The 25271-nt window shown below is 41.7% G+C and carries 28 protein-coding genes; 18 read left to right on the top strand and 10 right to left on the bottom strand.

What is annotated here, in order from left to right; all coding sequences use genetic code 11:
- Positions 1–25 precede the first annotated feature (25 nt).
- Positions 26–352, top strand: coding sequence for a hypothetical protein (locus SYN7509_RS0214750; RefSeq protein ID WP_009630828.1), 327 nt, complete (start codon positions 26–28; stop codon positions 350–352).
- On the opposite strand, the gene SYN7509_RS0214755 is transcribed toward SYN7509_RS0214750, so the two are convergent.
- Together SYN7509_RS0214755 and SYN7509_RS0214760 are read right to left on the bottom strand one after the other, a co-directional pair.
- Complete coding sequence (locus tag SYN7509_RS0214755; protein WP_009630829.1) at positions 345–572, bottom strand: hypothetical protein; 228 nt, start codon at positions 570–572, stop codon at positions 345–347. The genes SYN7509_RS0214750 and SYN7509_RS0214755 overlap by 8 nt on opposite strands.
- Positions 569–2239 carry a S8 family peptidase gene (locus SYN7509_RS0214760; protein ID WP_227501503.1) on the bottom strand — a complete coding sequence of 557 codons (1671 nt, stop codon included), beginning with the start codon at positions 2237–2239 and terminating at the stop codon, positions 569–571. The genes SYN7509_RS0214755 and SYN7509_RS0214760 overlap by 4 nt, the downstream gene beginning before the upstream one ends.
- 229 nt (positions 2240–2468) lie before the next feature.
- Between SYN7509_RS0214760 and SYN7509_RS0214765 the strand changes: the two genes are divergently transcribed.
- Positions 2469–2897: a hypothetical protein gene (locus tag SYN7509_RS0214765; protein ID WP_009630831.1), complete on the top strand. Its 429-nt coding sequence runs from the start codon at positions 2469–2471 to the stop codon at positions 2895–2897.
- 14 nt (positions 2898–2911) lie between these two features.
- On the opposite strand, the gene SYN7509_RS0214770 is transcribed toward SYN7509_RS0214765, so the two are convergent.
- Positions 2912–4747: a tetratricopeptide repeat protein gene (locus tag SYN7509_RS0214770; RefSeq protein ID WP_009630832.1), complete on the bottom strand. Its 1836-nt coding sequence runs from the start codon at positions 4745–4747 to the stop codon at positions 2912–2914.
- Positions 4748–4821: 74 nt separating this feature from the next.
- On the opposite strand from SYN7509_RS0214770, the gene SYN7509_RS30485 reads away from it, so the two are divergent.
- The 4 genes from SYN7509_RS30485 (at position 4822) to hemH (ending at position 8577) form a co-directional block, all read left to right on the top strand.
- The gene (locus SYN7509_RS30485; protein WP_009630833.1) at positions 4822–4962 is read left to right on the top strand and encodes a hypothetical protein; all 141 of its coding nucleotides are present in this window, start codon (positions 4822–4824) and stop codon (positions 4960–4962) included.
- Between the two features lie 123 nt (positions 4963–5085).
- Positions 5086–6075: a glycosyltransferase gene (locus SYN7509_RS0214780; RefSeq protein WP_009630834.1), complete on the top strand. Its 990-nt coding sequence runs from the start codon at positions 5086–5088 to the stop codon at positions 6073–6075.
- A gap of 11 nt (positions 6076–6086) precedes the next feature.
- Positions 6087–7295 (top strand): magnesium/cobalt transporter CorA, encoded by a 1209-nt coding sequence (gene corA / locus SYN7509_RS0214785; protein WP_009630835.1) that lies wholly within the window; start codon positions 6087–6089, stop codon positions 7293–7295.
- Positions 7296–7410: 115 nt separating this feature from the next.
- A complete protein-coding gene (hemH, locus tag SYN7509_RS0214790; protein ID WP_009630836.1) occupies positions 7411–8577 on the top strand; it encodes a ferrochelatase in 1167 nt (388 codons plus the stop codon).
- Positions 8578–8588: 11 nt separating this feature from the next.
- Here hemH and SYN7509_RS0214795 read toward each other — a convergent pair whose 3' ends face one another.
- Positions 8589–9119 (bottom strand): DUF4126 domain-containing protein, encoded by a 531-nt coding sequence (locus tag SYN7509_RS0214795; protein ID WP_009630837.1) that lies wholly within the window; start codon positions 9117–9119, stop codon positions 8589–8591.
- Between the two features lie 67 nt (positions 9120–9186).
- On the bottom strand, positions 9187–10482 hold the full coding sequence (gene purB / locus SYN7509_RS0214800; protein ID WP_009630838.1) for an adenylosuccinate lyase: 1296 nt from the start codon (positions 10480–10482) through the stop codon (positions 9187–9189).
- 150 nt (positions 10483–10632) lie between these two features.
- Here purB and SYN7509_RS0214805 point away from each other — a divergent pair, with 150 nt between their 5' ends.
- Genes SYN7509_RS0214805 through SYN7509_RS26045 form a run of 3 tightly spaced genes read left to right on the top strand, consistent with a single transcriptional unit; the run spans position 10633 to position 11602 of the window.
- Positions 10633–10881, top strand: coding sequence for a helix-turn-helix domain-containing protein (locus tag SYN7509_RS0214805; RefSeq protein WP_009630839.1), 249 nt, complete (start codon positions 10633–10635; stop codon positions 10879–10881).
- Positions 10878–11075 carry a hypothetical protein gene (locus tag SYN7509_RS30745; RefSeq protein ID WP_009630840.1) on the top strand — a complete coding sequence of 66 codons (198 nt, stop codon included), beginning with the start codon at positions 10878–10880 and terminating at the stop codon, positions 11073–11075. The genes SYN7509_RS0214805 and SYN7509_RS30745 overlap by 4 nt, the downstream gene beginning before the upstream one ends.
- Positions 11072–11602 (top strand): hypothetical protein, encoded by a 531-nt coding sequence (locus SYN7509_RS26045; protein ID WP_202807236.1) that lies wholly within the window; start codon positions 11072–11074, stop codon positions 11600–11602. The genes SYN7509_RS30745 and SYN7509_RS26045 overlap by 4 nt, the downstream gene beginning before the upstream one ends.
- Here the strand turns inward: SYN7509_RS26045 and SYN7509_RS0214815 are convergent.
- Entirely contained in the window at positions 11568–12761 is a 1194-nt protein-coding gene (locus tag SYN7509_RS0214815) for a DNA cytosine methyltransferase (RefSeq protein ID WP_202807237.1), read from the bottom strand. The genes SYN7509_RS26045 and SYN7509_RS0214815 overlap by 35 nt on opposite strands.
- A gap of 167 nt (positions 12762–12928) precedes the next feature.
- Entirely contained in the window at positions 12929–14455 is a 1527-nt protein-coding gene (locus SYN7509_RS0214820; protein WP_009630843.1) for a YifB family Mg chelatase-like AAA ATPase, read from the bottom strand.
- Between the two features lie 55 nt (positions 14456–14510).
- On the opposite strand from SYN7509_RS0214820, the gene SYN7509_RS0214825 reads away from it, so the two are divergent.
- From SYN7509_RS0214825 to recR, 3 genes are all read left to right on the top strand, one after another.
- Positions 14511–14861 (top strand): histidine triad nucleotide-binding protein, encoded by a 351-nt coding sequence (locus tag SYN7509_RS0214825; RefSeq protein WP_009630845.1) that lies wholly within the window; start codon positions 14511–14513, stop codon positions 14859–14861.
- A 137-nt stretch (positions 14862–14998) separates the two neighbouring features.
- Positions 14999–16081: a photosystem II q(b) protein gene (gene psbA / locus SYN7509_RS0214830; RefSeq protein ID WP_028954100.1), complete on the top strand. Its 1083-nt coding sequence runs from the start codon at positions 14999–15001 to the stop codon at positions 16079–16081.
- 70 nt (positions 16082–16151) lie between these two features.
- On the top strand, positions 16152–16814 hold the full coding sequence (recR, locus tag SYN7509_RS0214835) for a recombination mediator RecR (RefSeq protein ID WP_009632972.1): 663 nt from the start codon (positions 16152–16154) through the stop codon (positions 16812–16814).
- A 3-nt stretch (positions 16815–16817) separates the two neighbouring features.
- Here the strand turns inward: recR and SYN7509_RS0214840 are convergent, their stop codons facing one another.
- Genes SYN7509_RS0214840 through def form a run of 3 tightly spaced genes read right to left on the bottom strand, consistent with a single transcriptional unit; the run spans position 16818 to position 19009 of the window.
- The gene (locus SYN7509_RS0214840) at positions 16818–18188 is read right to left on the bottom strand and encodes a PrsW family glutamic-type intramembrane protease (RefSeq protein WP_009632973.1); all 1371 of its coding nucleotides are present in this window, start codon (positions 18186–18188) and stop codon (positions 16818–16820) included.
- Positions 18189–18233: 45 nt separating this feature from the next.
- Entirely contained in the window at positions 18234–18434 is a 201-nt protein-coding gene (locus SYN7509_RS0214845; protein ID WP_009632974.1) for a hypothetical protein, read from the bottom strand.
- On the bottom strand, positions 18431–19009 hold the full coding sequence (gene def / locus SYN7509_RS0214850; RefSeq protein ID WP_009632975.1) for a peptide deformylase: 579 nt from the start codon (positions 19007–19009) through the stop codon (positions 18431–18433). The genes SYN7509_RS0214845 and def overlap by 4 nt, the downstream gene beginning before the upstream one ends.
- A gap of 393 nt (positions 19010–19402) precedes the next feature.
- Between def and SYN7509_RS0214855 the strand changes: the two genes are divergently transcribed.
- The 6 genes from SYN7509_RS0214855 to SYN7509_RS0214880 all read left to right on the top strand — a co-directional run bounded on the left by SYN7509_RS0214855 (position 19403) and on the right by SYN7509_RS0214880 (position 25221).
- Positions 19403–21283 (top strand): GAF domain-containing protein, encoded by a 1881-nt coding sequence (locus SYN7509_RS0214855; protein WP_009632976.1) that lies wholly within the window; start codon positions 19403–19405, stop codon positions 21281–21283.
- On the top strand, positions 21280–22110 hold the full coding sequence (locus SYN7509_RS0214860; RefSeq protein WP_009632977.1) for a DUF3598 family protein: 831 nt from the start codon (positions 21280–21282) through the stop codon (positions 22108–22110). Before SYN7509_RS0214855 ends, SYN7509_RS0214860 begins: the two co-directional genes overlap by 4 nt.
- 71 nt (positions 22111–22181) lie before the next feature.
- Positions 22182–22763, top strand: coding sequence for a signal peptidase I (gene lepB, locus SYN7509_RS0214865; RefSeq protein ID WP_009632978.1), 582 nt, complete (start codon positions 22182–22184; stop codon positions 22761–22763).
- Between the two features lie 29 nt (positions 22764–22792).
- Positions 22793–23611 (top strand): Tab2/Atab2 family RNA-binding protein, encoded by an 819-nt coding sequence (locus SYN7509_RS0214870; RefSeq protein ID WP_009632979.1) that lies wholly within the window; start codon positions 22793–22795, stop codon positions 23609–23611.
- A 139-nt stretch (positions 23612–23750) separates the two neighbouring features.
- Positions 23751–24131 (top strand): hypothetical protein, encoded by a 381-nt coding sequence (locus SYN7509_RS0214875; protein WP_009632980.1) that lies wholly within the window; start codon positions 23751–23753, stop codon positions 24129–24131.
- A gap of 217 nt (positions 24132–24348) precedes the next feature.
- Positions 24349–25221, top strand: coding sequence for an S-methyl-5'-thioadenosine phosphorylase (locus SYN7509_RS0214880; RefSeq protein ID WP_009632981.1), 873 nt, complete (start codon positions 24349–24351; stop codon positions 25219–25221).
- The last annotated feature ends 50 nt before the right edge of the window (positions 25222–25271 follow it).

Raw genomic sequence — 25271 nt, forward strand, 5'->3', positions numbered from 1 at the left:
AGATTTAGATGATGGAGTAATGATAATGCGATCGCTAATTAAATTTTCTTCCGAAGACTGCGGTATCTGTCACAAAATGTCCTTCTACGACCAAAAAGTCAGCGAAGAACTAGGTTTACAGTTTATTGATGTCAAAATGCAAGATACGGCAACTTACCGCAAATATCGCAAAATACTACTTAGCCAATACCCCGATAAAGCCGAAATGGGATGGCCGACTTACCTTGTCTGCGATTCTCCTGAAGGGGAATTTCAGATATTGGGGGAAGTAAAAGGCGGTCATCCCAAAGGTGAATTTAGAAGTAAATTACAAGGGGTTTTAGCTGCGGTAGAACAAGCAAGTCTTAACTAATTACCTTAAAAGATTGTACTTCTAGGACAGGACCTATCATGGCAAAAGTCATGATATCTTCTTTAACCTGTCCAACAACGCTTACTTTTTGTCCGGGTTTGAGTAAGTCTTTACTCGCCCCTCTCAGGATTTCGTAAGTAGTACCATTGTCGGCAACGAGCGCCCAAGTCCCCGTACCCATTTCTTTGCGTTCAATTGTCCCAGTGACATTAATACTCATGCTGTTTTAGTTTCTCCCTTCATCGCTAACCATGCTAGTCCATAACAAAGAGCAGCGTTGCCAATTAAGAAAGTACGGGCAATAAAGCCTTCTCCCAACCACCATATATCCGGCGTAACTACCGCGCTGACAAGCAAGCAACTAGCAACTCCGAGCGATGTACCAATAGCAAACCATTTCCAGCTAGGATGTCCAAGAAATAAAGCAATTAAGGCAACAGGAATTAATACACTGGCAAATAGAGGATTGAGGACGCTATCGCCAGTTAAAGCATTACCTAATTCGGGAATAGAGCTACCCAATACGCGGAAGGGCCATTGAGGTAAATCGTAAACGTACAAACCGCGCAGGAAAAATAAACCCGAACTTCCCGCAATTAAACCGCTACTTAAAGCCCAACTCCAGGCAAAAGGAAAGTAAGCGCCTAAAAACCATGCTAGTAAGTAAGAGCCAAGTACCATGGCAATTTTAGGTAATAGAGCGATCGCACCGCCATCAATCCAAAAGCGTAAACTAAGGTAGCCATTTTCGCGCAACCAGCGAAAGAAGTGGGGAAAGCTAATTTTTCCGGCTTGAGCTAGTTTGACGGCGGCGGCGGCATCTAATTGTCCTGCACCGTAGTAATTCAAACCATCTTCTTGAATACCTCTCGAAGACTTTTGTAAAACCTCCAATACTTCCTCTGGTGGCGTGACTCCAGAGGCTCTAATTAAAGCTGCAACCCCTGCTACGTGAGGCGCTGCCATGCTTGTACCTTGAAAGCCCTGAATCGATGCTACGCCCGTTTCTGGGTCGATAGTGTCTTGTAAAATCTTGCCAGCATCGCTACCCCCAGGAGCGGAAATATCTACCCCCGCGCCAAAGTTAGAGTAGGGAGCTTTTATACTTGCGGCATCGTAGGCGGCTACGGCGATAACGTGGGGATAACGAGCGGGATAAGAAGCGGAATTTTGATTTTCATTTCCTGCCGCCGCTACAATTACGACACCTTTACCGTAGGCGTAATCTATGGCTTCCTTCATTATTTGGCTTTCACCACCGCCGCCCAAGCTCATATTAATTACATCAGCGCCGTTATCTGCTGCAAATTTAATCGCTTCGGCAATATCGGCGACAGTGCCGCCACCGTAACTACTTAATACTTTTAGGGGCATTAAACTAGCTTCGTAGGCAACACCCGCGACACCATAGCCGTTATTAGTAGACTGGGCAACAGTTCCCGCTACGTGCGTACCATGTCCGTTATCATCATCGGCAACGGTGCGATCGTTTACAAAATCGTAGCCCTCAACAAAAGTTGTATCTTTTAAGTCTGGTACACGGCTGATACCTGTATCGATTACAGCAACAGTGACATCTTTACCTTTAGTTTCAGTCCAGGCAGATTCGATATTGATACTACGCAAGTTCCACTGTTTGCTATAGTCAGGGTCGTTGGGAGCAACTAAAGCCGTGTAAATGTAATTTGGCTCTATATATTCGGTGTTTTTGGCTAGATTAGACTTTTTTAAACTTTTTAGCGTATTGCGATCGCCTTTAACTACATATACGCGATCGCTTACCGAAAAGGCACTATTAAGTTGCGGTGTAAAATTAAATTGGCTATAAACCTGATTAATTTGCTTGGTGATTTCCGTCGCAGGTATGTCTTCCCGAAAATCCAGCACAATTGACTCAAAATTACCTAGATTTGCCAGCCCTTTAAAATTAAATAGGGCGAAACTTATCCCAACTAAAAACAAGCACAATAGGAGAACCCTTTTCATATCAACATATAGTGGCGTTATTATACTGACCAAAATAACCTATAGGCTCTTGATTGGGAATGATTTATGAAAATAGTTACAACAAATTTATAATCTCGTATTTATACACAAATTTATAGCAGGAAATTAAATGGCAAGTGGTTTAGTATGGCTATCGTTATTATTGGTATTTGTATGGTTAGCCGGCTTAGGCTGGAACGAATACCAAAAAGTTGAAGCTTATCGGCGTTGGGCGGCAGAGGCGGAATTTGAAAAATCTAAGTATGATATTTACGCTGTTCTAGCTAAAAAAGGTAACAATTTGACTTGGGGAAAACCCACGAGAACTGGGACAATCAATCAATCAACTTTTTCCTTAAATGATGTCCAATCAATTAACTTAGTAGTAGACGATCGCTTAGTAGATATAGAATTGCCACCCAGTAAAGGGCGAAAAGTAGCGTTAGAATTTAGTTTTGCTCAACCCATACCCTCGGTGCGCGTTCCTTTTACAGAAATTCCCCTCGCCGCCGAATGGGGAAAATATCTCAGTTCGCAATTAACTAGCTTACGTATCTAAAAGTCGAAACGGCTCTAAAGAGAGTTTTGATATTGTTTTAGTAGTTCGCTTAGATAATCGTACCCATCTACACCAATGACTTGAATAATTTGCGCCTTGCATTGCTTAAGCATTGCTTGAAAAGCTACTTCGCCAATTTGTCCTTGCAAAATCGTCAATAATCCCGCCGATTGTCGCCATTGCTCCGAGCCAATTTGCTCTAATAAATACATTCCCAAACTTCCCGCAGTCATTGCCATTTCTATATTTTGAGTGCTGTAGTAAGCAGAGGCTAAGGAAGCAAAGTTTTGTCCTTGCAGGTATAAATCCCCCGAAATTCGCGCAGATTGTAAAGCCTGTTCTAAAAAAGGAATAGCACTTTGAGGTTGAGAAAGCACCAGATAAGCTACGCCTAAACTGCTACAGCATAAAGCCTGACTCTGTAAGTCTCCTAAGCGTTGGGATAATTCTAATCCTTGCTGGAGATATTGAATAGCACTTTCGTATACTTCTAGTTCGCTTTGGAGTTGCTGCGCTTGAAATACTTGGCTGTAGCCAAGATTTGTTAAAGCATTGGCTTCTCCTAATTTCTCCCCAGATTGACGAGCCAAAATTAACGCTCGTTGGCTGTAATTAATGGCGCTTTGATAATCTTTTTGGGTAACGCAAGCGCGACTAAGATGATTGAGATTGGCAATTTCACAAGGAATATCGCCTTGGGTTTGAGCAATTTCCATTGCTTGCTGGGCAAAAGCTTTTGCTGGTTCTATTTGTCCCAAAGCTTGGAGAGAATAGCCAAGTAAAGTTAAAATTCGCGCTTTTTCTTGCGTACCTTCAACTTGCCTTAAGGGTTCGTCAAAATAGCTTAAAGTAAAACGTAAGCGATCGCCACTAAGTAAAGCAAAAATCCCCCCATAAAGAGGAAAATCTTTCGTTTGGGCAAAAGTGCGGAGAATTTGCAAGGTAATTTGAAAACAGCTATCTAGATAATTGCTAGAAATTGATGATTTTTGCAAACCATTAGCTAGTTGCGACCAAATAGAGGCAAAAGTCAAAAAGGTAGAAAAAGCTAAATTAGCCCCAGCTTTGGCATTGTAAGCCTGTTTGTTGAACCAAGCGACTAAGCCTTGTTGCAAGCATTGCATGGTTACAGCAAGTTCTACCCAAGCGCTTAAACTGATATCGTTTTGCTTTGAAATCCATTCATCTATGGGCTGTTGTAATGCTAAGGTATTAAAAAGCGATCGCATTAAGGGACTATTTGTTTGTTTTGCCCATACACTCCAAGGGCCTTTTTGTCCGGGTACACCTACAAAGCCTAGTGGTTCGCGGTTGTCGTACATCCAGCTAATTAAATACTCTTGTAACTGTTGCCAAGAGGCTATTCCGGAAGTTAAACCTTGAGCTAATTGGTTAAATTCTTCTCTATCTGTCTGTTGCAGACTTTTAGCTAATTGCTGAATTTGGCTAAGAGTCAAAGCTGGGTTGCGATTGGGGTCAATTAGTTTTAGCAAAGCACCAAGAGCTTCGTCCTTCTGGGCGGCAATTATCGTTTCTAAGCCAGCATTTAGGGTACTAGAAACGGCTAAATCCTTCTGCACGCGCTCCCACTCGCCTTGAATAGTTTTGAGGGCGCGGAGGCTACGCATTGCTTTTGCTTGCTTTAATTCGTCAGTTTGGCTATTTTGTTGCTCGGCAGTTTGAATTTGTTGAGACAAAGAGCGCTCAAATAGTTCTCCTGTACCTAGTTCTACTTCTTGACGCAGTAATTGATAAACCTGCTCTTTAGAGCTTATTTGACCTTTTAAAGTAGTCTGTACAATGCGATCGATGAGGGAATTATAGCGACTTCCTAAAGATATATCTGACATAACCAATACCTGTAATTGCCAATCATTGCGAAAAAAAACCAGTCAGCAGCAATGGTAAAAGTAAAAGAGCGCAAATGACGATAAATAATGTTCCTGGCTCAACAGATAGCGTCTTTTTCTGGAGTTTAGGCATTGTTGCTAAAAATTACTTAGATTACTATTTTTTCCACGGTAACTTAGTCCCCATTTCTGTAGCAGCAGATAATAGCAGATAACCAATTAACAACCCCGCACCCCCAAGAAAAGTCAATAGATCGTTATCCATATACTCATGTCTAGTCATACTTCGCTAATATTAACGCCTAGAGAGTAAGTTTCTTGTGGAGACAGTAGCAGTAATGAGGACATTGTACTTTTTAGTCCCTGGTACGGGGGCTAAATTTGCCTGTGGTGGCTTATGGGCGGAGTTAAAAACCTTTAATCTTGCCAAACAAGTCTGCAACTCCGAAGTTGTTACTTATCGTCAACGAGAAAAAAACACCTTATTTATTGATCAAGTCCTCCAAAACAAAGATTTAGATGAGGCGATTTTTGTTATTAGCTGGGGCTTTGATATTGCTAAACTTGTTGCTAAATTGAAGCATCATCATGTCGTTTATCATGCCCACAGCGCCGGTTACAAGTTTAATTTACCTGCAAATATACCAATTGTTACCGTTAGCCGCAATACCATGGGTTATTGGGGGCAAAAGTCGCCTAATTCTTTAATTTACTATCTACCCAATCAAATCGGTGAAGAATTTAGCAATTTTCACCTCGAACGCGATATTGATGTTTTGGTGCAAAAACGCAAGTCTTCGCAGTATCTGATGCAACAATTAATACCAGCATTGCAAAAGCAATGTAATGTATTTGTCGTTGATTCTTATGTAGAAAATTTAGCTAAATTATTTAATCGTACCAAAGTTTATCTCTATGATTCTGCTGAATATTGGGCGGTGCAAGGAGTTAGCGAAGGTTTTGGACTGCAACCATTAGAAGCAATGGCTTGTGGATGTCAAGTTTTTTCCAGTATCAATAATGGATTGTCGGATTACTTAGATCCAGGTTTTAATTGCTACAAAATTGCTGGTTACTCCCAACAATACGATGTTCAACGTATATTAAAAGTGGTAGCAAGTCCTTTAACATTTGACTTACCAGAGCAGATTTTAAAGGAGTATAGAGTAAAAAATATTACTCAACGCTTGCAAATAATTCTTGAAGATATTAATAGCTTCTTTGATGGCAATTACAACGCTGATATAAAAAGTTTGACACGAATTCAAACTACTAAGCTGCTGGTACAAAATAACCTTAATAAGCTGAAAAAAAAGTTATCTAAATAAATATTGCTGCTATGACAAAAATTCGTACCCGTCTGTCTCAAACCCTCAGAAAAACTCGTAAAGATTATTTTCACGAACAACCAGGTAGTTTGCCAGGAACTTTGACTATTGCGGCGGATGCGACGCTGCCACAAATTGAATTAATTGATTACAAAGATACAGATTATGTTCACCAACAAGTAGCTTTGCCAGAAGATTTGATTCCGTACCTTGATAGTGAATCTGTTTCCTGGGTTGATGTTCAAGGGTTGGGTAGTGAAGATATTTTGCAAAGAATTGGTAAAATATTTGAACTACATCCACTGGTTTTAGAAGATATTGTTAATGTCCCCCAACGCCCAAAAGTAGAAACCTACGACGATCAGTTAGTGATTATTACCCAAATGGTACTGCCACTAAACAAAGTTGGATTTCATCGCGAACAAGTGAGTTTTGTATTGGGAAAACATTACTTACTGACGGTGCAAGAAGAAGCGCAGTATGATTGTTTTAATCAAGTGCGATCGCGCATTTGCAATAATAAAGGTATACTCCGCAAGCACGGAGCGGATTATCTAGCTTATACGCTAATTGATGCGATCGTTGATGGGTTTTTTCCGGTACTAGAAGCCTACGGCGAACTTATCGAAGAATTAGAACAAGAAGTAGTCGCAAATCCTACCCGAAAAACTTTACAAAAAATCTATCACATCCGCCGAGAATTATTAGCGTTGCGGCGGGCAATATGGCCCCAACGAGACGCTATTAATTCGTTAATTCGTGACGATAGCGACCTAATTAGCGACCACGTGCGCGTTTACTTTCGCGACAGTTACGATCACGCGGTTCAAGTTATGGATATGGTAGAAACCTACCGTGAGTTGGCATCAGGCTTAATGGACGTGTACTTATCCGCCGTTGGTAATCGGATGAATGAAGTTATGAAGCTACTGACGGTAATTTCGTCAATCTTTATTCCTTTAACTTTTGTTGCAGGAATTTATGGCATGAATTTCAATACCGAAAAATCACCCTGGAATATGCCAGAATTAAACTGGTATTTGGGTTATCCAGCTTGTTTAGCTTTGATGGGAGCGATCGCCTTTGGTTTAGTATTTTTCTTCTGGCGGCGCGGCTGGTTTGAAAATTTTTCGACAGTTCCTAGCAACTACAATAAAGAAAACGTTGTCCAGGAATTAAAGCAAAGTCAACCGAGTCATCCCAAACAACTCCGGCGTTAATAGGATTAATTAAGTTCTATCTGAAAATAGTTATAACTGTATGCGCGTGATGATTTACGAGATATATTGTTAAAATTGGTAACGAAGCTGAAAAGATTAGAGCGTTGTAACTGTTATGGGTCGTATTGGGGTATTACTACTTAATCTTGGTGGGCCAGATCAACTAGAAGATGTGGGCCCGTTTCTATTTAATTTATTTGCTGACCCGGAGATTATTCGCCTCCCCTTTACGTGGTTGCAAAAACCTCTAGCTTGGTTTATTTCTACTCGGCGCACTAAGACATCTCAAGCCAATTATCGGCAAATCGGCGGCGGTTCTCCCTTAAGACGGATTACCGAAGAACAAGCTGTTGCTCTCAAACAAAGATTGATAGAATCGGGACACGAAGCCTATACCTATGTAGGAATGCGTTATTGGCATCCTTTTACCGAAGAAGCGATCGCCCGAATCAAACGCGATCAAATTGAAAAATTAGTTATTTTACCGTTATATCCTCAATTTTCAATTAGTACCAGTGGTTCTAGCTTTCGTTTACTAGAAAGAATTTGGCGAGAAGATCCAAAACTTGCCCAGATTGAATACACAGTTATTCCTTCTTGGTACAAGCAACCGAACTATCTTCAGGCGATGGCAGATTTGGTTGCTGGAGAATTACAAAAGTTTCCCGATCCTAATCAGGCGCACATATTTTTTAGCGCTCATGGCGTTCCTCGCAGCTACGTTGAGGAAGCTGGCGATCCTTATCAGCAAGAAATTGAAGAATGTACTAGCTTAATTATGCAAACCTTGGGGCGACCTAATCCCCATACTTTAGCCTACCAAAGCAGAGTTGGCCCGGTAGAATGGCTGCAACCTTACACCGAAGATGCCCTCAAAGAACTAGGAGCAAAAGGCGTAAAGGATCTAGTTGTAGTCCCAATTAGCTTTGTTTCCGAACACATCGAAACACTACAAGAAATTGATATTGAGTACCGCGAAGTAGCAGAACACGCAGGTATTCACAACTTCCGCCGCGTCCCGGCTTTGAATACTCATCCAATATTTATTCAATCTTTGGCAGATTTGGTAGAAGAAGCGCTTAATAGTCCGGCGCTAAAATTGTCTCAAGTCAAGCAGATTAAGAAAAATCTCAAAATGTATCCTCAAGAGCGTTGGCAATGGGGAATGACAACGACAGCAGAAGTTTGGAATGGTCGAATAGCCATGCTGGGCTTTATTGCTTTGGTGTTAGAGTTAATCACTGGTCGCGGTTTGCTGCATTTTGTGGGAATTTTAAATTAGCGATCGCGTAATTAGTGTTTGCTGTACCATTTAGCTGAAGCTTGGTAACTCCGAATTGCCCACCACAATAGGCTTAAGGAGATAATTCCTCCTAGTTGAGGCTGCTTGACCGCCAAAAATACCAATAAAATTGATAAAATGTCTTGGGCAAAGACAAACTTCAAGGAACGTTTGTGTTGGCGATAAAACCAAGCAGTTTGAACGCTTTGCAATAGCAAGGCAAATAAACCGCCCAGTATAGCAATTATCCAAACTGGTAAAAACTTCGCGATCGCATTGGCAGCAATTGCGCCCGCAATGGGGCTACTTACTAGCATGACAATTTGTAGCAATCGTTGACCAAGCAAGTTTTTGGAAGCCAATAGTTCCAGCATTGACCAACTGCAAAGAAAAGCTAACCTAATGGAGGGGTTGATATTAGACAAAATTGGTATCCCCAACCACAAAGCCTCGCCTTGTAATATTTCTAAACCCAAAAGAGGCAAAGCGATTCTGATTCCTACAGCCGCCGAAGCGGAAAGCGCAGCTAGAACTTCAATCATAGGGAAATTAAATCAGCGCTCCCAAATCAATTAATACTTAGACGATCTTTCGAGGGTTTGGTTTCCTCTAAATACTAAGTCTTTGGTAAATTTCGTCTAAATGTTTGAGATGATGCTTTGGATCGAAACAGCCCTTAATTTCGGACTCTGATAGTACATTTATGACGCGGGAATCTTTGCAAATTAAGTCTTGAAAGTTTCCTTGCGGCTGATTCCAAGCTTGATGAGCGCAAGATTGCACCACTGTATAAGCATCCTCTCGACTCATCCCTTTATCTACCAAAGTTAGCAGTACCCGTTGACTGAATACTACACCCCCGTAGCAATTCATGTTACGTTCCATATTCTGGGGATAAACCAACAAATTTTTAATTAAATCTGTGGTTTCGTGCAGCATGAAATGAGTCAAAATGCAAGTATCGGGAAAAATAACTCTTTCTACCGCACTATGAGAAATGTCTCGTTCGTGCCATAAAGCGACATTCTCTAAAGCTGCAACAGCATTACCGCGCAAAATTCGCGCCATCCCCGTCAACCGCTCGGAACGGATGGGGTTGCGCTTGTGAGGCATCGCTGAAGAGCCTTTTTGACCTTTAGCAAAAAATTCTTCGACTTCCAGAACATCTGTTCTTTGCAAATTGCGAATTTCTACAGCAAATCGTTCTAGAGACGAACCGAGTAATGCTAATTGTTGCACGTAGTCGGCATGGCGATCGCGCGAAATTACCTGAGTGGAAGCAGTATCTGGTTGCAAACCTAACTTTTGACAAGCGAGTTCTTCAATTTTTGGTTCAACATTAGCATAAGTTCCCACCGCCCCAGAAATTTTGCCTACAGCAATATTTTGACGCAAATTAATTAAGCGCTCTTGACTTCGCAATACTTCCGCCAGCCAGCCAGCTAATTTAAAGCCAAAAGTAATCGGTTCTGCATGAATTCCATGCGACCTGCCAATCATGATCGTATAACGATGTTGCCTGGCTTGGCTTCTAATTGCCGTAATTAATTCTTCCAGTTCTATTAGCAACAAGTCTAAACTAGCCACTAATTGCAACGCCAAAGCCGTATCTAAGATATCGGAACTCGTTAAACCCAAATGTATATAACGTCCCGCATCGCCCACATATTCATTGACATTAGTCAAAAAAGCAATCATATCGTGGCGGACTTCGGTTTCAATTTCTAGCACCCGTTGGGGGTCAAAATTTGCTTTAGCTTTAATTTCCTCTACAGCTTCAGTAGGAATATAACCTAGTTCCGCCTGTGCTTCACAAACGGCTATTTCTACTTGCAGCCAAGTTTTAAGTTTGTAGGTTTCTGTCCAAAGTTCGCCCATTTCAGGCAAAGTATAACGCTCAATCACTCGTCCGCCACTGTAATACAACTGTCATATTTTACAGCTTTACTTAACCTCCTGCTGTTACAGCTTGAAACCTATAACCTATTTACTTTTTTTGGGCTATGTGACACATCGTCCGTAGACTGATAGTCAGTAAGATTTCACAATCAGCACATGAATGGAGCAAAAAAAAAGATTCTTGTTGCCTTGGGTCAACTTGTTAAGCAACGCAGGGTAGCATTGAAAATTTCTCAAGAAGAATTAGGGCTACGCGCTAACTTAGATCGTACTTACATCTCAGGAGTAGAACGAGGCTTACGCAACCCTTCTTTAACGGCTCTTACAAGTCTTGCTAGTGGATTAGGTATTACTGTTGCAAATCTTCTAGACAATTTAGAGATAGAAGTGGAAAAAATAGAGTGAGTAAGGGAACTTTAGCAGAGACGATTAAATCGCAACTAAAAGCAGACTCAAGCCAATATAAAGTTTTTAATCTTCTATCCGACCAACAATGGCATTGTCGTCAGTGTGAAGGAAAACAAATAGCTTCAGGTCAGTATGCTGGTGGTGGCGGAATCCAAGGTTTACAACGTGGGGAAAGCGCCCCGGTTGTGTGATAGAAACAATATCGCAGTATTGCGAGAACTGTGATCGCAAAACAAAACAAGATCGCTGGACAGGAGAAATACAATCGGCAAATTCTGCTGCTAATATACCAGAAATTTTAGCTCAAAGAATTTTGCAGGTATACGACTACACAGATATTATCGAACAAAGAAAAAGGGCAGCCCATGAATTAGTCATCGATCATCGGTTTCCAATGGAGCGATGGGGAGAGAGTGAACCACCACACCTCAGTTCTATGAGTGAAGATGAAATTAAAAAAAAGTTTCAGTTGTTCAAGAAAGATACGTCTGGCAATCATAATCTTTTAAAATCAAGAAGTTGCGAACGCTGTATCAAAACCGACAATAGAGGTACGCCCTTTAACATCAAGTTTTGGTACGAAGGCGGCGAAAAATGGTCTTTGATCCATAAAAAAGGTGCAGAAGCTGAAGTTGGTTGTGTAGGATGTGGCTGGTATGATTTTGCCGCTTGGCGCAACGCTCTTAATCAAAAACTAACTTCTCCTCACAAGGATTGACAACAACTTGAGTTGAAGATGCGATCGCATTCAAATATGGTACAAGTGCATAACCTATACACTCTGCTAACCGGGGAGGTACAGCATTGCCAATTTGCCACATTGCCTTTTTCATTGAGCCTTCAAAAATAAAACTATCGGGAAATGTCTGTAATCGAGCCATTTCACGGGCGGAAATTACGCGGTTAAGATACGGATGGATGTGAGTACCACCGTGATTTTCTTTAATAGTCATGCTAGGTTTGCCTGGATATTGGCGCTTAAAAGCATCAATGTAGGTTTCGTACAACGAACCGCCGGGGGGAACTTTTGCCAACCGTTCCATGTATTCTGGTGAATGCCGAGTCCACTGGTGATTTATTTCAGGAATAGACTTATATGCTGGAAGATCGCAAATAGATGACTCAATAGGATTGTAGTCTTTAGGTATTAATTGAGCTTTCGGATACGGGTTGTGTATTCCAAATCTGTTAGCAATAAAAATGGCTCTTGGACGAATTTGCGGTACTCCATAATCGGCAGATTCAAGAATTGCAATGGAGATATTAGGATAACCGATGGCAGTAAAAGCATCACAGATTGCTTTTTTGACAGAGCCATTTTTAATAGTTAAAATTCCTGGTACATTTTCCATGACAACATACCAAGGTCTGATTTCAGAAACGATGCGTACAAATTCTTGAAATAAACGATTTCGAGCGTCATTTGGATTGCGTTTTCCTGCAACCGAAAAACCCTGACATGGCGGTCCACCTACTACAAGATGAACTTCGGCAGAATAGATATCCTTGAGCCAATTTGTGGGATTGAAAGTTTCTATCTCACCACAAAAATGATGGCATTTCCGAAAGTTTCTTATATAAGTTGCTGAGGCAATTGGGTTAATTTCTACACTTGCTATTGGTTGCAATCCTGCTGCTACTAAACCTTGTGTCATTCCTCCTGCACCGCAGAAAAGATCGACAAATGTATAGGGAATTAATGGCGAAGATGTAGATTTAACTTCGACAAATATTTTATATAAATCTTTGTTACCCTCCTCTAATTCGCGTTTAATACGTTCATAACGACCCAATTTTGCTTTTTTTTGCTTCTTAACTCCGTCTTCTTTGATTTCAGAAAACAAAGATAGCTGTATGTCTTGCATTGATGTTGTCATAGATATATTTTATTGTGACACATCGTCTACATATTTTCAAGAATGTACTGAAGTGCTACTATGTTAAGGATTGATTTATAAACCAGAATTGTTGACCCCCAGGCGATCGCTAAAAATTAGCGGTAACTTGAAAGGAATCAAAAAAAGTCTCTCAGGATTTATACTAGCTATTGCATTCGGTCTATAGTTCGGTATTGAACCGCCTCGGCAACATGACTAGCACTCAAATTTTCTTCCCCAGCAAGGTCAGCAATAGTTCTTGCTACTTTAAGTATGCGATCGCTGGCTCTTGCTGATAGTCCGAGTTTACGAATCGCTACTTCTAATAAATTGCGGCTAGAGTCGTCAAGCGCACACCACTGCTGCAAATGGCGGCTTTGCATGGCAGCATTACAACGAATAGTAGTTTCTGCTTTAAAACGATTAATAGCCAGATCGCGGGCTTGTTTGACCCGGATACGGACAGGTTCAGACGCTTCCCCCTTGGGTTGAGCCGTGATTTCTTCCGGCTTTAACCGATTAACCGCAACTTGCAGATCGATTCTATCCATCAACGGCCCCGAAAGCTTTGCCCAATACTGTTCTCTTTGCCGAGGCGAACAACTGCAAGCTTGGATAGTATCGCCAAAATAGCCGCAAGGACAAGGGTTTGTGCTGGCGATTAACGTAAACTGCGCCGGAAACATCACCGATTGACGAGTGCGCGACACTGTTACATAGCCGTCTTCTAAAGGCTGACGCAAAAATTCCAACACATCGCGCTTAAATTCGGTTAACTCGTCTAGAAACAAGATCCCCCGGTGAGCTAAAGATATCTCTCCAGGACGGGGAAAACTACCGCCACCAACTAGCGCTGGGCCAGAGGCGGAGTGGTGCGGACTGCGAAAAGGGCGATCGCGTACTAATAACCCGCGATTTTTTAATAGTCCAGCTACTGAATGAACTTGAGTTACTTCCAATGATTCCTCAAAACTTAAAGGTGGCAAAATTCCCGGTAAACGCCTAGCTAACATAGTTTTTCCACTACCAGGCGGCCCGACAAAAACTAAATTATGCCCTCCCGCCGCCGCTATTTCTAAAGCTCTACGGGCGTGAACTTGTCCTTTGACATCTTTCAAGTCTGCAATGTGTAATAGCGACGTTGCTAACTGGTTTTCCTCCAATTTTACTGGTTCGTAGCGCTCTGGTTGATTTAAAAAAGTTGCGACTTCTGTTAAATATTTGAAACCATACACATCTAGTCCGGCAACGACTGCCGCTTCTTGAGCATTGTCAAAAGGTACAACTAAGCTCGTAATCCCTAGTTTTTTCGCCGCCGCCGCAATCGGCAAAACTCCCGCCACTGGGCGCAATGTCCCATCAAGGGAAACTTCACCTAAAAATAGATGATCTCCCAATAACTGAGCGCTCACCTGCTCGGAAGCTGCCATAATACCGACACTAATTGGCAAATCAAAGCTTGGCCCTTCTTTGCGTAAATCTGCGGGTGTTAGGTTAATAATTATTTTTTTAAGGGGAAAAGCGTAACCAGCATTTTTAATTGCTGCTTTTACTCGTTCGCGAGATTCTTGAACGGCGGTATCTGGGAGTCCTACCAGTACAATTGCTGGTAAACCGCCTGATACATCAACTTCTACCCCGACTTTGACGGCATCAATCCCAACAATTGCCGCACTCCATACTCTTGCTAACATTTATTTCATTGCCATAACCATTTAGAATCTCTAGCAGAAATACCTGTGAATCTGCATGAGTGAAACTACAGAGACAATTTTTAGTAAAATTATTCGTCGGGAAATACCCGCAGATATTGTTTATGAGGATGAGTTGGCGATCGCTTTTAAAGATGTCCATCCCCAAGCACCCGTTCATATCTTAGTAATTCCCAAGCAGCCGATTAAATCTCTAGTAGATATTACATCTGGCGATCGCGACCTAATGAGTCATTTATTATTAACGGCTCAACAAGTTGCTATAAATGCGGGGCTAAATAATGGCTATCGCTTAGTTATTAATACCGGTAATGATGGCGGTCAAACCGTTTCCCACATTCACTTACACATTTTGGGCGGTAGACAAATGACTTGGCCACCCGGTTAAATGTTATAAGATAAACTAATGACCCCCATAACTTGAGTAAACTTAAAAAGCTTTACAAAAGTAAATATAGGGGTTAAGTTAAGTATAAGGAAGCAAAAAACTTCTGATACATTCCAAAATCAAGCACTTATAAAACAATGACAACAACCTTACAAAGACGCGAAAGCGCCAACGTATGGGAACGGTTCTGTAGCTGGGTAACCTCCACAGAAAACCGTCTATACGTAGGCTGGTTCGGAGTATTGATGATCCCCACACTACTCGCCGCCACCACTTGCTTCATCATCGCCTTTATCGCCGCACCTCCCGTAGACATCGACGGCATCCGCGAGCCGGTAGCAGGTTCATTAATCTACGGAAACAACATCATCACTGGTGCAGTAGTACCATCATCGAACGCGATTGGTTTGCACTTCTACCCAATTTGGGAAGCAGCTTCCTTAGACGAATGGTTATACAACGGCGGCCCTTACCAATTAGTAGTATTCCACTTTTTGATCGGAATATTCTGCTACATGGGACGTGAGTGGGAACTATCCTACCGCCTCGGAATGCGCCCTTGGATTGCCGTAGCATATTCAGCGCCCGTAGCCGCAGCCACCGCAGTATTTTTAATCTACCCAATTGGACAAGGTTCATTCTCCGACGGAATGCCCCTAGGAATCAGTGGAACATTCAACTTCATGTTAGTATTCCAAGCGGAACACAACATCTTGATGCACCCCTTCCACCAGTTAGGAGTAGCCGGAGTATTCGGCGGTTCATTATTCTCCGCCATGCACGGTTCTTTGGTAACTTCTAGCTTAGTTCGTGAAACAACTGAGACCGAAAGCCAAAACTACGGTTACAAATTCGGACAAGAAGAAGAAACCTACAACATCGTTGCCGCCCACGGTTACTTTGGTCGATTGATCTTCCAATACGCATCCTTCAACAACAGCCGTAGCTTGCACTTCTTCCTAGCAGCATGGCCAGTAATTGGGATTTGGTTTACATCCTTGGGCATCAGCACCATGGCGTTCAACCTCAACGGGTTCAACTTCAACCAGTCAGTAATCGATTCTCAAGGACAAGTAATTGGCACTTGGGCAGACGTACTCAACCGCGCTAACCTAGGTATGGAAGTAATGCACGAGCGCAATGCTCACAACTTCCCTCTAGACTTGGCGGCCGGTGATGCGACTCCTGTTGCTCTTACTGCTCCTGCGATCAACGGTTAATTTTTAACCCTTCTAGCTAAAATAAATTAAAAGGCGCTCTCCACTTGGAGGGCGCTTTTTGCGTAATAAAATGCGATCGCACTTCCTAGATTCAAGGAGTGTCATTATATATAAAGAACGTCATGGAGATAAAACAACGGTTTACGCACGCCCTTTAGCTCGTTTAATTGAGCAATTACAGCGCTTACCAGGAGTAGGACCTAAAACCGCTCAACGCTTGGCTTTACACATTCTTAAGCGCTCCGAATCCGAAGTACAAGCTTTAGCACAAGCCTTGATTGAAGCCAAACAACAAATCGGTTTATGTTCAATTTGCTTTAATTTATCTGCCGAGCCAACTTGTGAAATTTGCCGCAATTCCAACCGCGATCGCCATATAATTTGTGTGGTTGCTGATGCTCGTGATGTAATTGCTTTAGAAAAAACTAGAGAGTACAACGGCAAATATCATGTATTAGGCGGAGTGCTGTCGCCGATGGAAGGGATTGGTACAGAGCAACTTAATATCCAACCCCTAGTGCGGAGAGTTAGTCAAGAGCAGCCTAAAGAAGTTATTTTAGCCATTAGTCCCAGCGTCGAAGGCGAAACTACAACTTTGTATGTAGGACAATTACTTAAGCCGTTTACAAAAGTCACTAGAATTGCTTTTGGTTTACCTGTGGGTGGAGATTTGGAGTATGCGGACGAAATAACTTTAGCAAGAGCTTTAGAAGGTCGCAGGGAGTTAGATTAATCTTTATTTAGGAGAACCAAAAAAACGAGTAGCAAAATTTTGACTTCGCGTTGGCGATAAAGTCCGAGCTTTAAGAATCGCCGCCGTCAAAAAAGCGTAAGACAATACTCCTACTACTGCTAATAATAAGCCGCTCAGTAAACCTGTGACATTCCATAACGCATGGAGAACCGCCGCCGTTAGGTATCCCACGCCTAAAATTTGCCAACGTTTGCGTGGCTTTAATACGCTTAGACCAATGAAATATCCCAAATAGCCACTATACGCCATATGTCCGGCTACCGAGCCAATAATCCGAGGAATTAGTAACTGAAATCCTACCAATTGACCAATACTATCACCCGATTGCAAGCCTACATTCCGGCTAATTTCCGGGACGTACTGACCGAGAGTTTCTAATAGCGTAAAGCCAACCGCCGAAGCTGTACCCAACAAAATCCCATCCAAAGGCTCCCAAACACCAATTCGCTCTCGCCAAGGACTGGGGAGCTTTTGACCAATAAAATAAGCTGCTAAAATTGGCAAAGCTTTAAGTAATTCTTCCATCAAACCCGCGCCGAAGAACATTCTTAACAACAATTGCGGAAAACTAACAGTTTCATCCGGTAGGGGTAAGCGACCAGGTAAAATATTACGGAAAATTAAAATAAATAGTGGCAATAGGGGACTAAGTAGTATTAAACCTGTACTTAATGCCATGCTAAATAGTACCCACCAGGGCTTATGCTTGCCACAAAGTTGATAAACAAAGTAGTAGGCAATCCCCGCTAAGTAGGTAGCTACGAGCATTTGATTAAAAAACGCCGTCTCTGGTTGTCCTACCGTCGCAAACATTAAGACAACAAATACGACAGTAAATATACCTGGGATCAAATAACCTTTTTTGGTTAAATCTTGTCCTGTAGACAGGATAGGAAATAACTGAGTAAAACTTACTCCTTGTTCGGCTTCGGAGATTGGAGTTAAGTTAATAGATGATACAGGCGAGGATTTTGGTAATAATTGAAAAATAAATTCTGGCCCATTGTCACCCAGAATTAAGCGATCGCCCGCTTGCAATATTCGACATCCGAGTAGCGATTCTGCATTAATATACGTGCCATTGGCGCTATTTAGATCGCAAATTAGCCAGCCATTGGGGTCGCAAGGACGAATTACCGCATGGCGACGGGAAACTACACCATAGGAGCCATCTATAGCAATTTGGCAACTTGGATCGCGTCCAATGACGATCTCTTGGCTGGTGGACAGGAAGTAGCGCTCAAAGAGTGGAGACGAATTTGTTACGCCTGCATTTGTAGGCAATTGCTGTAAATAACCCTCACCAAACTCTTTTTCTTTCATCTTGACGGGTGCTGTACTTGGCAACAGCATATAGCTAAGGCGCGAATTTATTGGACGCAAATAAGGCAGTTTTTGCTACTGTTTATTAGCATCGCGCACGGCAGCAAAGAAAAAGAACACTGTTAAAGGAATAGCCACAGCTAAAATAATACTTGTATTTAAGCTGCCTAAATCGGGATTGCCTGAAGCTAGTTCAAAAATTGAGCCAACGGACGCGATCGCAGTTATGCAACAACCACCTAAAAATAAGCCGCTTTTGGGAGTCATTGCATTCATAATGCTTCACCGGGAGCGATTGGTTTTACAGCTTTTGCCGAAAAGCCTTGTTTGGTTAATTCTTGAGTTACCGCTAAACTATTTTGAACTCGATCTACAAATAATACGCCATTGAGATGATCGATTTCGTGCTGAATGCAGCGCGACAATAGTTCTGTAGCTCTTAAAGTCTGAGGACGACCCTGTTCGTCTTTGTAGGCTATTTCTACCATTTGCGGGCGGGTTACGTCCATATAAACATTGGGAATGCTGAGACAACCTTCTTGAGCGATGCAAAGCTCACTGCTAAGGTGCTTGATGGTAGGATTGATCAAAATTAAAGGCGGATTAGCGGGATTGTCTGGTTCGCAGTCAATTACAATTAGCTGTTTTTGTACGGCTACTTGGGGAGCAGCTAAACCGATCCCATCAGCAGTGTACATGGTTTGCAGCATTTCTCGTGCTAACTGACGAATTTCTGCGTCTATTTTAGACACCCTTTTATTATTTTGCCGCAAAGCGCGATCGCCCAAATACCGAAGCTCTAACGGGGGATTGGTTAGTTTTTCTTTCTCAACTGCAACTATAGAAGCCATGAACAATACCTATAACTCGCTCTTTTAGCGTTTCCCGAACCTATTTATTTATACTTTAACAATTGTTGGCAAATTCAGGTTACTTTGACAGTGGTTGAGGAGCAATAGCAGAGATACTTTTTTTTATTTTTACTGACTAAACCATTCATCGCCAGGAGCGCTCGGCTTGTTAAGCTAAGATATTTAGGGAGTATAGTCGCCAAAGTATCAGTAATTGAGTTGCCCAAAGGTAAACTAAATATACTTGAATATTTTATACTAGAGAGCGATCGCCTAGGCAGCGCATAAAATTAAGTTATTTCTAGAACTCCTTTGATCCGCGATTGCGCTTCAGACAATATATTTTTCTAAACTCGTTATAACTAGCTAAAACAGCAATTTGGATCGCAAACAGTGGAAAGTTCTCAAGCTAACGAAGCATTATTGCAAGAAATAGCCCAAAGACAACGCCTAATCGCCGAATTAGGTCAACAAACCGAGCGCGAACAATTGATGAGTGCGATCGCCTTGCTAATTTGCTCCTCTTTAAACTTAGAGGAAATACTTAATACTACTGTTATTGAAGTTCGCCAATTTCTCAATTGCGATCGCGTTGTAGTTTATCAAGTTGAAGCAAAAACAGGTGTAGCTACGGTAGTGGCGGAATCAACTCAACCAAATTATCAATCTTTAATAAATGTAAAAATTCATACACCTTTGTTTGCAGAACGTTTAGGAGACTACAAGCAAGGTAATATCCGCGTACTTAATGATATTCAACAACAGGGAAGCCTTACAGCTATCAACCAACTGTTGCAGCAACAACAAGTCAAAGCCGCCTTGATTATGCCTTTACTGTACGGAGGTAAATTTTGGGGGTTACTAGCTATCCATCAGTGTTCTGGAGCGCGTCAGTGGCAGCAATTAGAGATAGATTTGCTCCAGCAATTAGCCACCCAAGTATCAATCGCGATTCAGCAATCGGAGCTATACCAACAAGTTGTCCAGCTAAATACTAATTTAGAAAATCAAGTTCAAGAGCGTACCAAACAACTACAACAGTCTCTTGAGTACGAGGCAATTCTCAAGCGCATCAGCGACGACGTGCGCGATAGTCTAGACGAAAATCAAATTTTGCAAGTAGCAGTATGGGAATTAGCTGTAGCTTTAAATATTGATGGTTGCGATAGTGCTTTGTACAATATCTCGGAAGCGACAGCCACAATTTGCTACGAGTATACGATTTCTTTACCCACTTCTCAAGGAAAAGTCATGCAAATGGCAGGATTTCAAGAAGGGTACAACCAATTGTTGCAAGGTCAATATTTTCAGTTTTGCCAGTTAGTACCTGGTTATAGGGGTACAGTGGCGATGCTGGCTTGTCCCATTTTTGACGATCGCGGAGCTTTAGGCGATTTATGGTTATTTAAGCAACAAAATTGTGATTTTAGCGATCTGGAAATTCGTTTAGTCCAACAAGTAGCCAACCAATGCGCGATCGCCATGAGACAAGCAAGATTGTATCAAGCATCCATGGTTCAAGTAGAAGAACTAGAAAAATTAAATAATCTCAAAGATGACTTTTTAAGCACCGTTTCCCACGAACTGCGCACGCCTCTAGCTAACATGAAAATGGCAATCCAGATGCTAGGATTAACTTTAAATCGTTCTCAAGAGTTGTTTGCTGAACTGAGAAAACCAGCAAAAGAACAAAATAAAGTTGCTCGTTACTATCAAATATTGCAAAACGAGTGTGAACGAGAGTTAACTTTAATCGACGACTTGTTAGATTTGCAACAAATGTATGCGGGCGTACAACCTTTGCTATTGACATCGATTAATTTACAAACTTGGTTGCCGGAAATTGCCGAAGCTTTTAGCCAACGTCTTAAAAATCAACAGCAACATTTGACTATAGAAGTTGCTCCAGAAGTCTCCAATTTGGTTGGGGATTCTGCTTCCTTAGGGCGGGTTTTGACGGAATTGCTAGATAATGCTTGCAAATATACGCCCCCAGGCGAAAAAATTGCTATTAAAGCCGTTTCTGACGGACAAATAATGCAAATAAGTGTAACAAACTTCGGCGTAGAAATTCCCCCTAGCGAACGCGAACGTGTATTTGACCGCTTTTACCGCATTCCTAATAGCGATCCTTGGAAGCAGGGAGGTACAGGGTTGGGACTTGCTTTAGTTAAACAAATACTTACGCGCATAAAAGCAACAATTACAGTGGCTGATGGCGATCGCGGACAAACTTGTTTTATGGTAGAAGTACCGTTGATGCCTACATTATGAAATCCCAATGGCAATGTTTCTTAGAAAATCTAGGCGAATGGCATGGTTCTTTTACTCGCTTTTCTCCTCAAGGTGAGTTGCTAGAAGATACGCCAACAATGGTTTCTTTTACAGGAATCAACGATAACCAAACCATTGCTCAAATCGTCCGCCGCTTACCGCCAAATTGTCCCCCAGAAGAACAAGCTTTTGAATATACTTCAAGTTCGTTAGGACGGGGAATTTTATTTTTTGAAGATGGTGCTTTTTCAACTGGTTCAATTCAATTTTCGCCTCTTGCGGACTTTGGTGCAGAATTGGGCTTAATACACAATAATCGCCGCTTGCGATTAGTCCAAATATTTAACAAAAGCGGTGAACTAGCAAGATTAACTTTAATTCGCGAAAAACTTGCGGATGCTACAGAACCAGAAAAAGCTCAACTAACCGTAGATGATTTAGTCGGTACATGGCAAGGCGAAGCTGTTACTTTGTACCCAGATTTGCGATCGCCTGATACTTATTCTGTAGGACTGAAAATTGAGCGCGGAGGGGAAAACGAACTATTACAGCAACTAACTATTGGCGATCGCAATATTACATCCAAAGCTACCATCACTGGTACAGTTATTTGCTTTGATAGCGGATATCAAGTATTGCTGCTTCCTGATGGTGCTTCTTCTACTTGCCCATTGCAGCTAAAAGCGCAAACGGGATTTTTTCTCGAAGTCGGATGGCTAAAGTCGCCCTTGGAACGTCAAAGACTAATTCGTACTTACAATAACCAAGGAGAATGGGTTAATCTTACATTAGTTACTGAGTACCGCGTTTCTGCTGACTTACCGTAAAATTACGCACATTGATAGATGAAACGATATAAATTTTTAGATATAATCTAGTAAAAATACTGAGCAGCATCGTGAAATCATTTGCTAAGTCAATAAATTTACAAAGTTTTCAATTGAGCAAGTCAGAAAACCCAGTACGGGAAGGGATAAAAACCATTGGGTTAACTCTAAGTTTAGCTTTTGGCGTGCGGATAGCCGCCGCTCAATGCTACTTAATTCCGTCTGGCTCAATGGAACCAACTTTAGAAGTAAACGATCGCTTATTAGTAGACAAAATTAGTTACAGTTTTACAAGTCCTCACCGGGGGGATGTAGTCGTATTTAATCCACCGCCCGCAGTAGTGGAAAAAGAAGCATCAACCGAGCCTTTTATTAAACGAGTTATTGGCTTACCAGGAGAGCAAATAGAGGTTAAAGGTGGGCGAGTGTACGTTAATAATCAACCCTTGCAAGAAAATTATATTGCCGACGAACCAAACTATAACTGGGGCCCACAAATTGTCCCTAGAAACTCCTATTTAGTTTTGGGAGACAATCGCAATAAAAGCTACGATGGACATATTTGGGGATTTTTAAAGCGCGATCGCCTAATTGGTAAAGCAGTGGCTCGTTTTTGGCCTCCCGAACGCTTTAGTAATTTTGCTAGTAAATAAGTCCTCCTATCGGGCGATAAAATGAAAGCATGAAAATTTGGCAAGCTGACTTTTATCGTCGTCCTCTGCAAAACGAAGCAGGGGAAGTGTTATGGGAATTATTAATATGCGATCGCGATCGCCTATTTACTTACGAGGCTTTGTGTCCTCAGTCTCAAGCAAATAGTAAGTGGCTTATAGAGCAGTTGCAAATAGCCGCAAAAAATCAAAAACCGGACTTGATACAAGTATTTCGTCCGCAATCTTTAAATTTAATTCAATTAGCCGCCGAGAACTTAGGAATTGCTGTTGAAGCAACTCGCCGCACGTTTGCTTTAAAACAATGGCTAACTGAGCGTCAATATCCCTCTAATAATGGAGAACCTTATAACCCTTTAGCCATCGATAAAGCCCCACCTACGCCACTTACAGAAAACTTGTGGGGGGAACAGTGGCGTTTTGCAAGCCTGAGTGCTGGAGACATTGTAGAAAGCTTTAAAGAGCGTCTCATTCCTATTAAAGAGATGCCGGAATTTTTGTTACCGCTTAACCTAGGGTTAGCTTCTACTATTACTATTCCAGGGGTTGTAATTGATGGGGGAAAAAAATCAATGCAACTAGCAAGGTGGTTGCAAAGTATACATCCGGTGGCGCTTAATTATATTGCTGGCGATCCTAGTGGGCTGGTTTTAGAAGCAGGTTTAAGCGAGCGATGGGTTGTGAATACCTTTACCGACAAAGAAGTAATTGCGGCGGCGGTTACTTACACCCAGCGCCAACAATTAACTAAAGGATTACATTTTTTATTAGTACAGCCTGATAACTCAGGAATGACTTATAGTGGCTTTTGGCTATTAGGTAAAGAGTAAAGAAACGTATATTTTTTTGTCTATTTCTTAATAGTTGAAAAGCTAAAAGTAAGAGTTAAGACTGAAGGTAGATACATCTAATTTGAAATAGTTTTAATCTCAAGAACATAATAAATTAACCTTTCTTAAGGCAAAATTCATGAGTAACGAAGCTTCTTCAAAGAAAAAAACCACTAGAAACGACGAAATGGATACATCCAGCGCCGATCGGGGAATTATCCCGGCGGAAGTAGCCGCACGGATGGATCGAGAAGGTAGCAATTATCGAGAAACCGCCCACGAACAAGCCGCCGATCGCAGCCTTGATACTACTGGTGGTGCAACGGTAGATCAAGAAGGTTTGGCAAACAATTACGCTGTTGAACCAGAGATGTACTACGATGAACCTGGCGATCGCCAAGCAGAAGCAGCACAAGACAAAGCCGATCGCGCGGAAGAATTAGCAGAAGTCAACCACGATAAGGAAGGGGAACTAACAACCGAAGGCGATCGCCGTGGTAAAGGTACGGGAGTAATTTAAAAGATTCCTTTAACTACTTAAATATTTAACCAAACCGCTTATAAAATTCTTGCCAAAGAAAGTTTAGACGGTTTTTTTGTGTTGTCAATAAATTATTAATTTTTACATAATTAGCTTGACTTTTTAACTTGCTTATTAATAAAGAAATAGAAATATAAAGAAGCTCTTTTTCCAGTAGAATAGCTGGACGTTGCAGCGAAATATAAGGAAAAGTAAGATGGCGGAAGCAAAAATTGGCATCATTGGCGGGAGCGGACTTTACAAAATGGAAGCCCTCAAAGATGTAGAAGAAGTGATAGTTTCTACCCCGTTTGGTTCGCCTTCTGATGCTGTAATTATAGGGACTTTGGCAGGAAATTCCGTTGCATTTCTAGCGCGTCATGGGCGCAATCATACATTGCTACCGTCAGAAGTACCTTACCGGGCTAATATTTATGCAATGAAGCAGTTGGGAGTAGAATATATAATTTCTGCTTCTGCTGTTGGTTCTTTGAAAGCTGAGGCAAAACCTTTAGATATGGTAGTCCCAGATCAATTTATTGACCGGACAAAAAACAGAGTTTCGACATTTTTCGGTGAGGGAATTGTTGCCCACATTGCTTTTGCCGATCCTGTTTGTTCGCAATTGGCTAAAGTTTTGACTGATGCGATCGCTGCTCTCAATTTAACAGATGTGACTTTGCATCGTGGCGGTACTTATGTTTGTATGGAAGGGCCAGCATTTTCAACAAAAGCGGAGTCTCATCTTTATCGCAGTTGGGACGCTACAGTTATTGGCATGACCAATTTACCAGAAGCAAAATTGGCTAGAGAAGCCGAAATTGCCTATGCTACTTTAGCTTTGGTTACAGATTACGATTGTTGGCATCCAGACCATGACAGCGTCACGGTAGAAATGGTAATTGCTAATTTACAGCGCAATGCAACTAATGCTCAAAAAGTAATTCAAGAAACTGTTAGGCGTTTAAGCGAAAATCCACCGCATTCGGAAGCACATTCAGCTTTAAAGTATGCGATTTTAACTCAGTTGGATAAAGTTTCTCAAGAAACTAAGCAAAAGTTAGAGTTGTTGTTGAAAAAGTATATGTAAAGTTTCGGAAATCCCCCCTAACCCACGTCAACAGTGTAGGGGCGCAATGC

The sequence above is a fragment of the Synechocystis sp. PCC 7509 genome (genome assembly GCF_000332075.2).
Lineage (GTDB): Bacteria > Cyanobacteriota > Cyanobacteriia > Cyanobacteriales > Chroococcidiopsidaceae > Aliterella.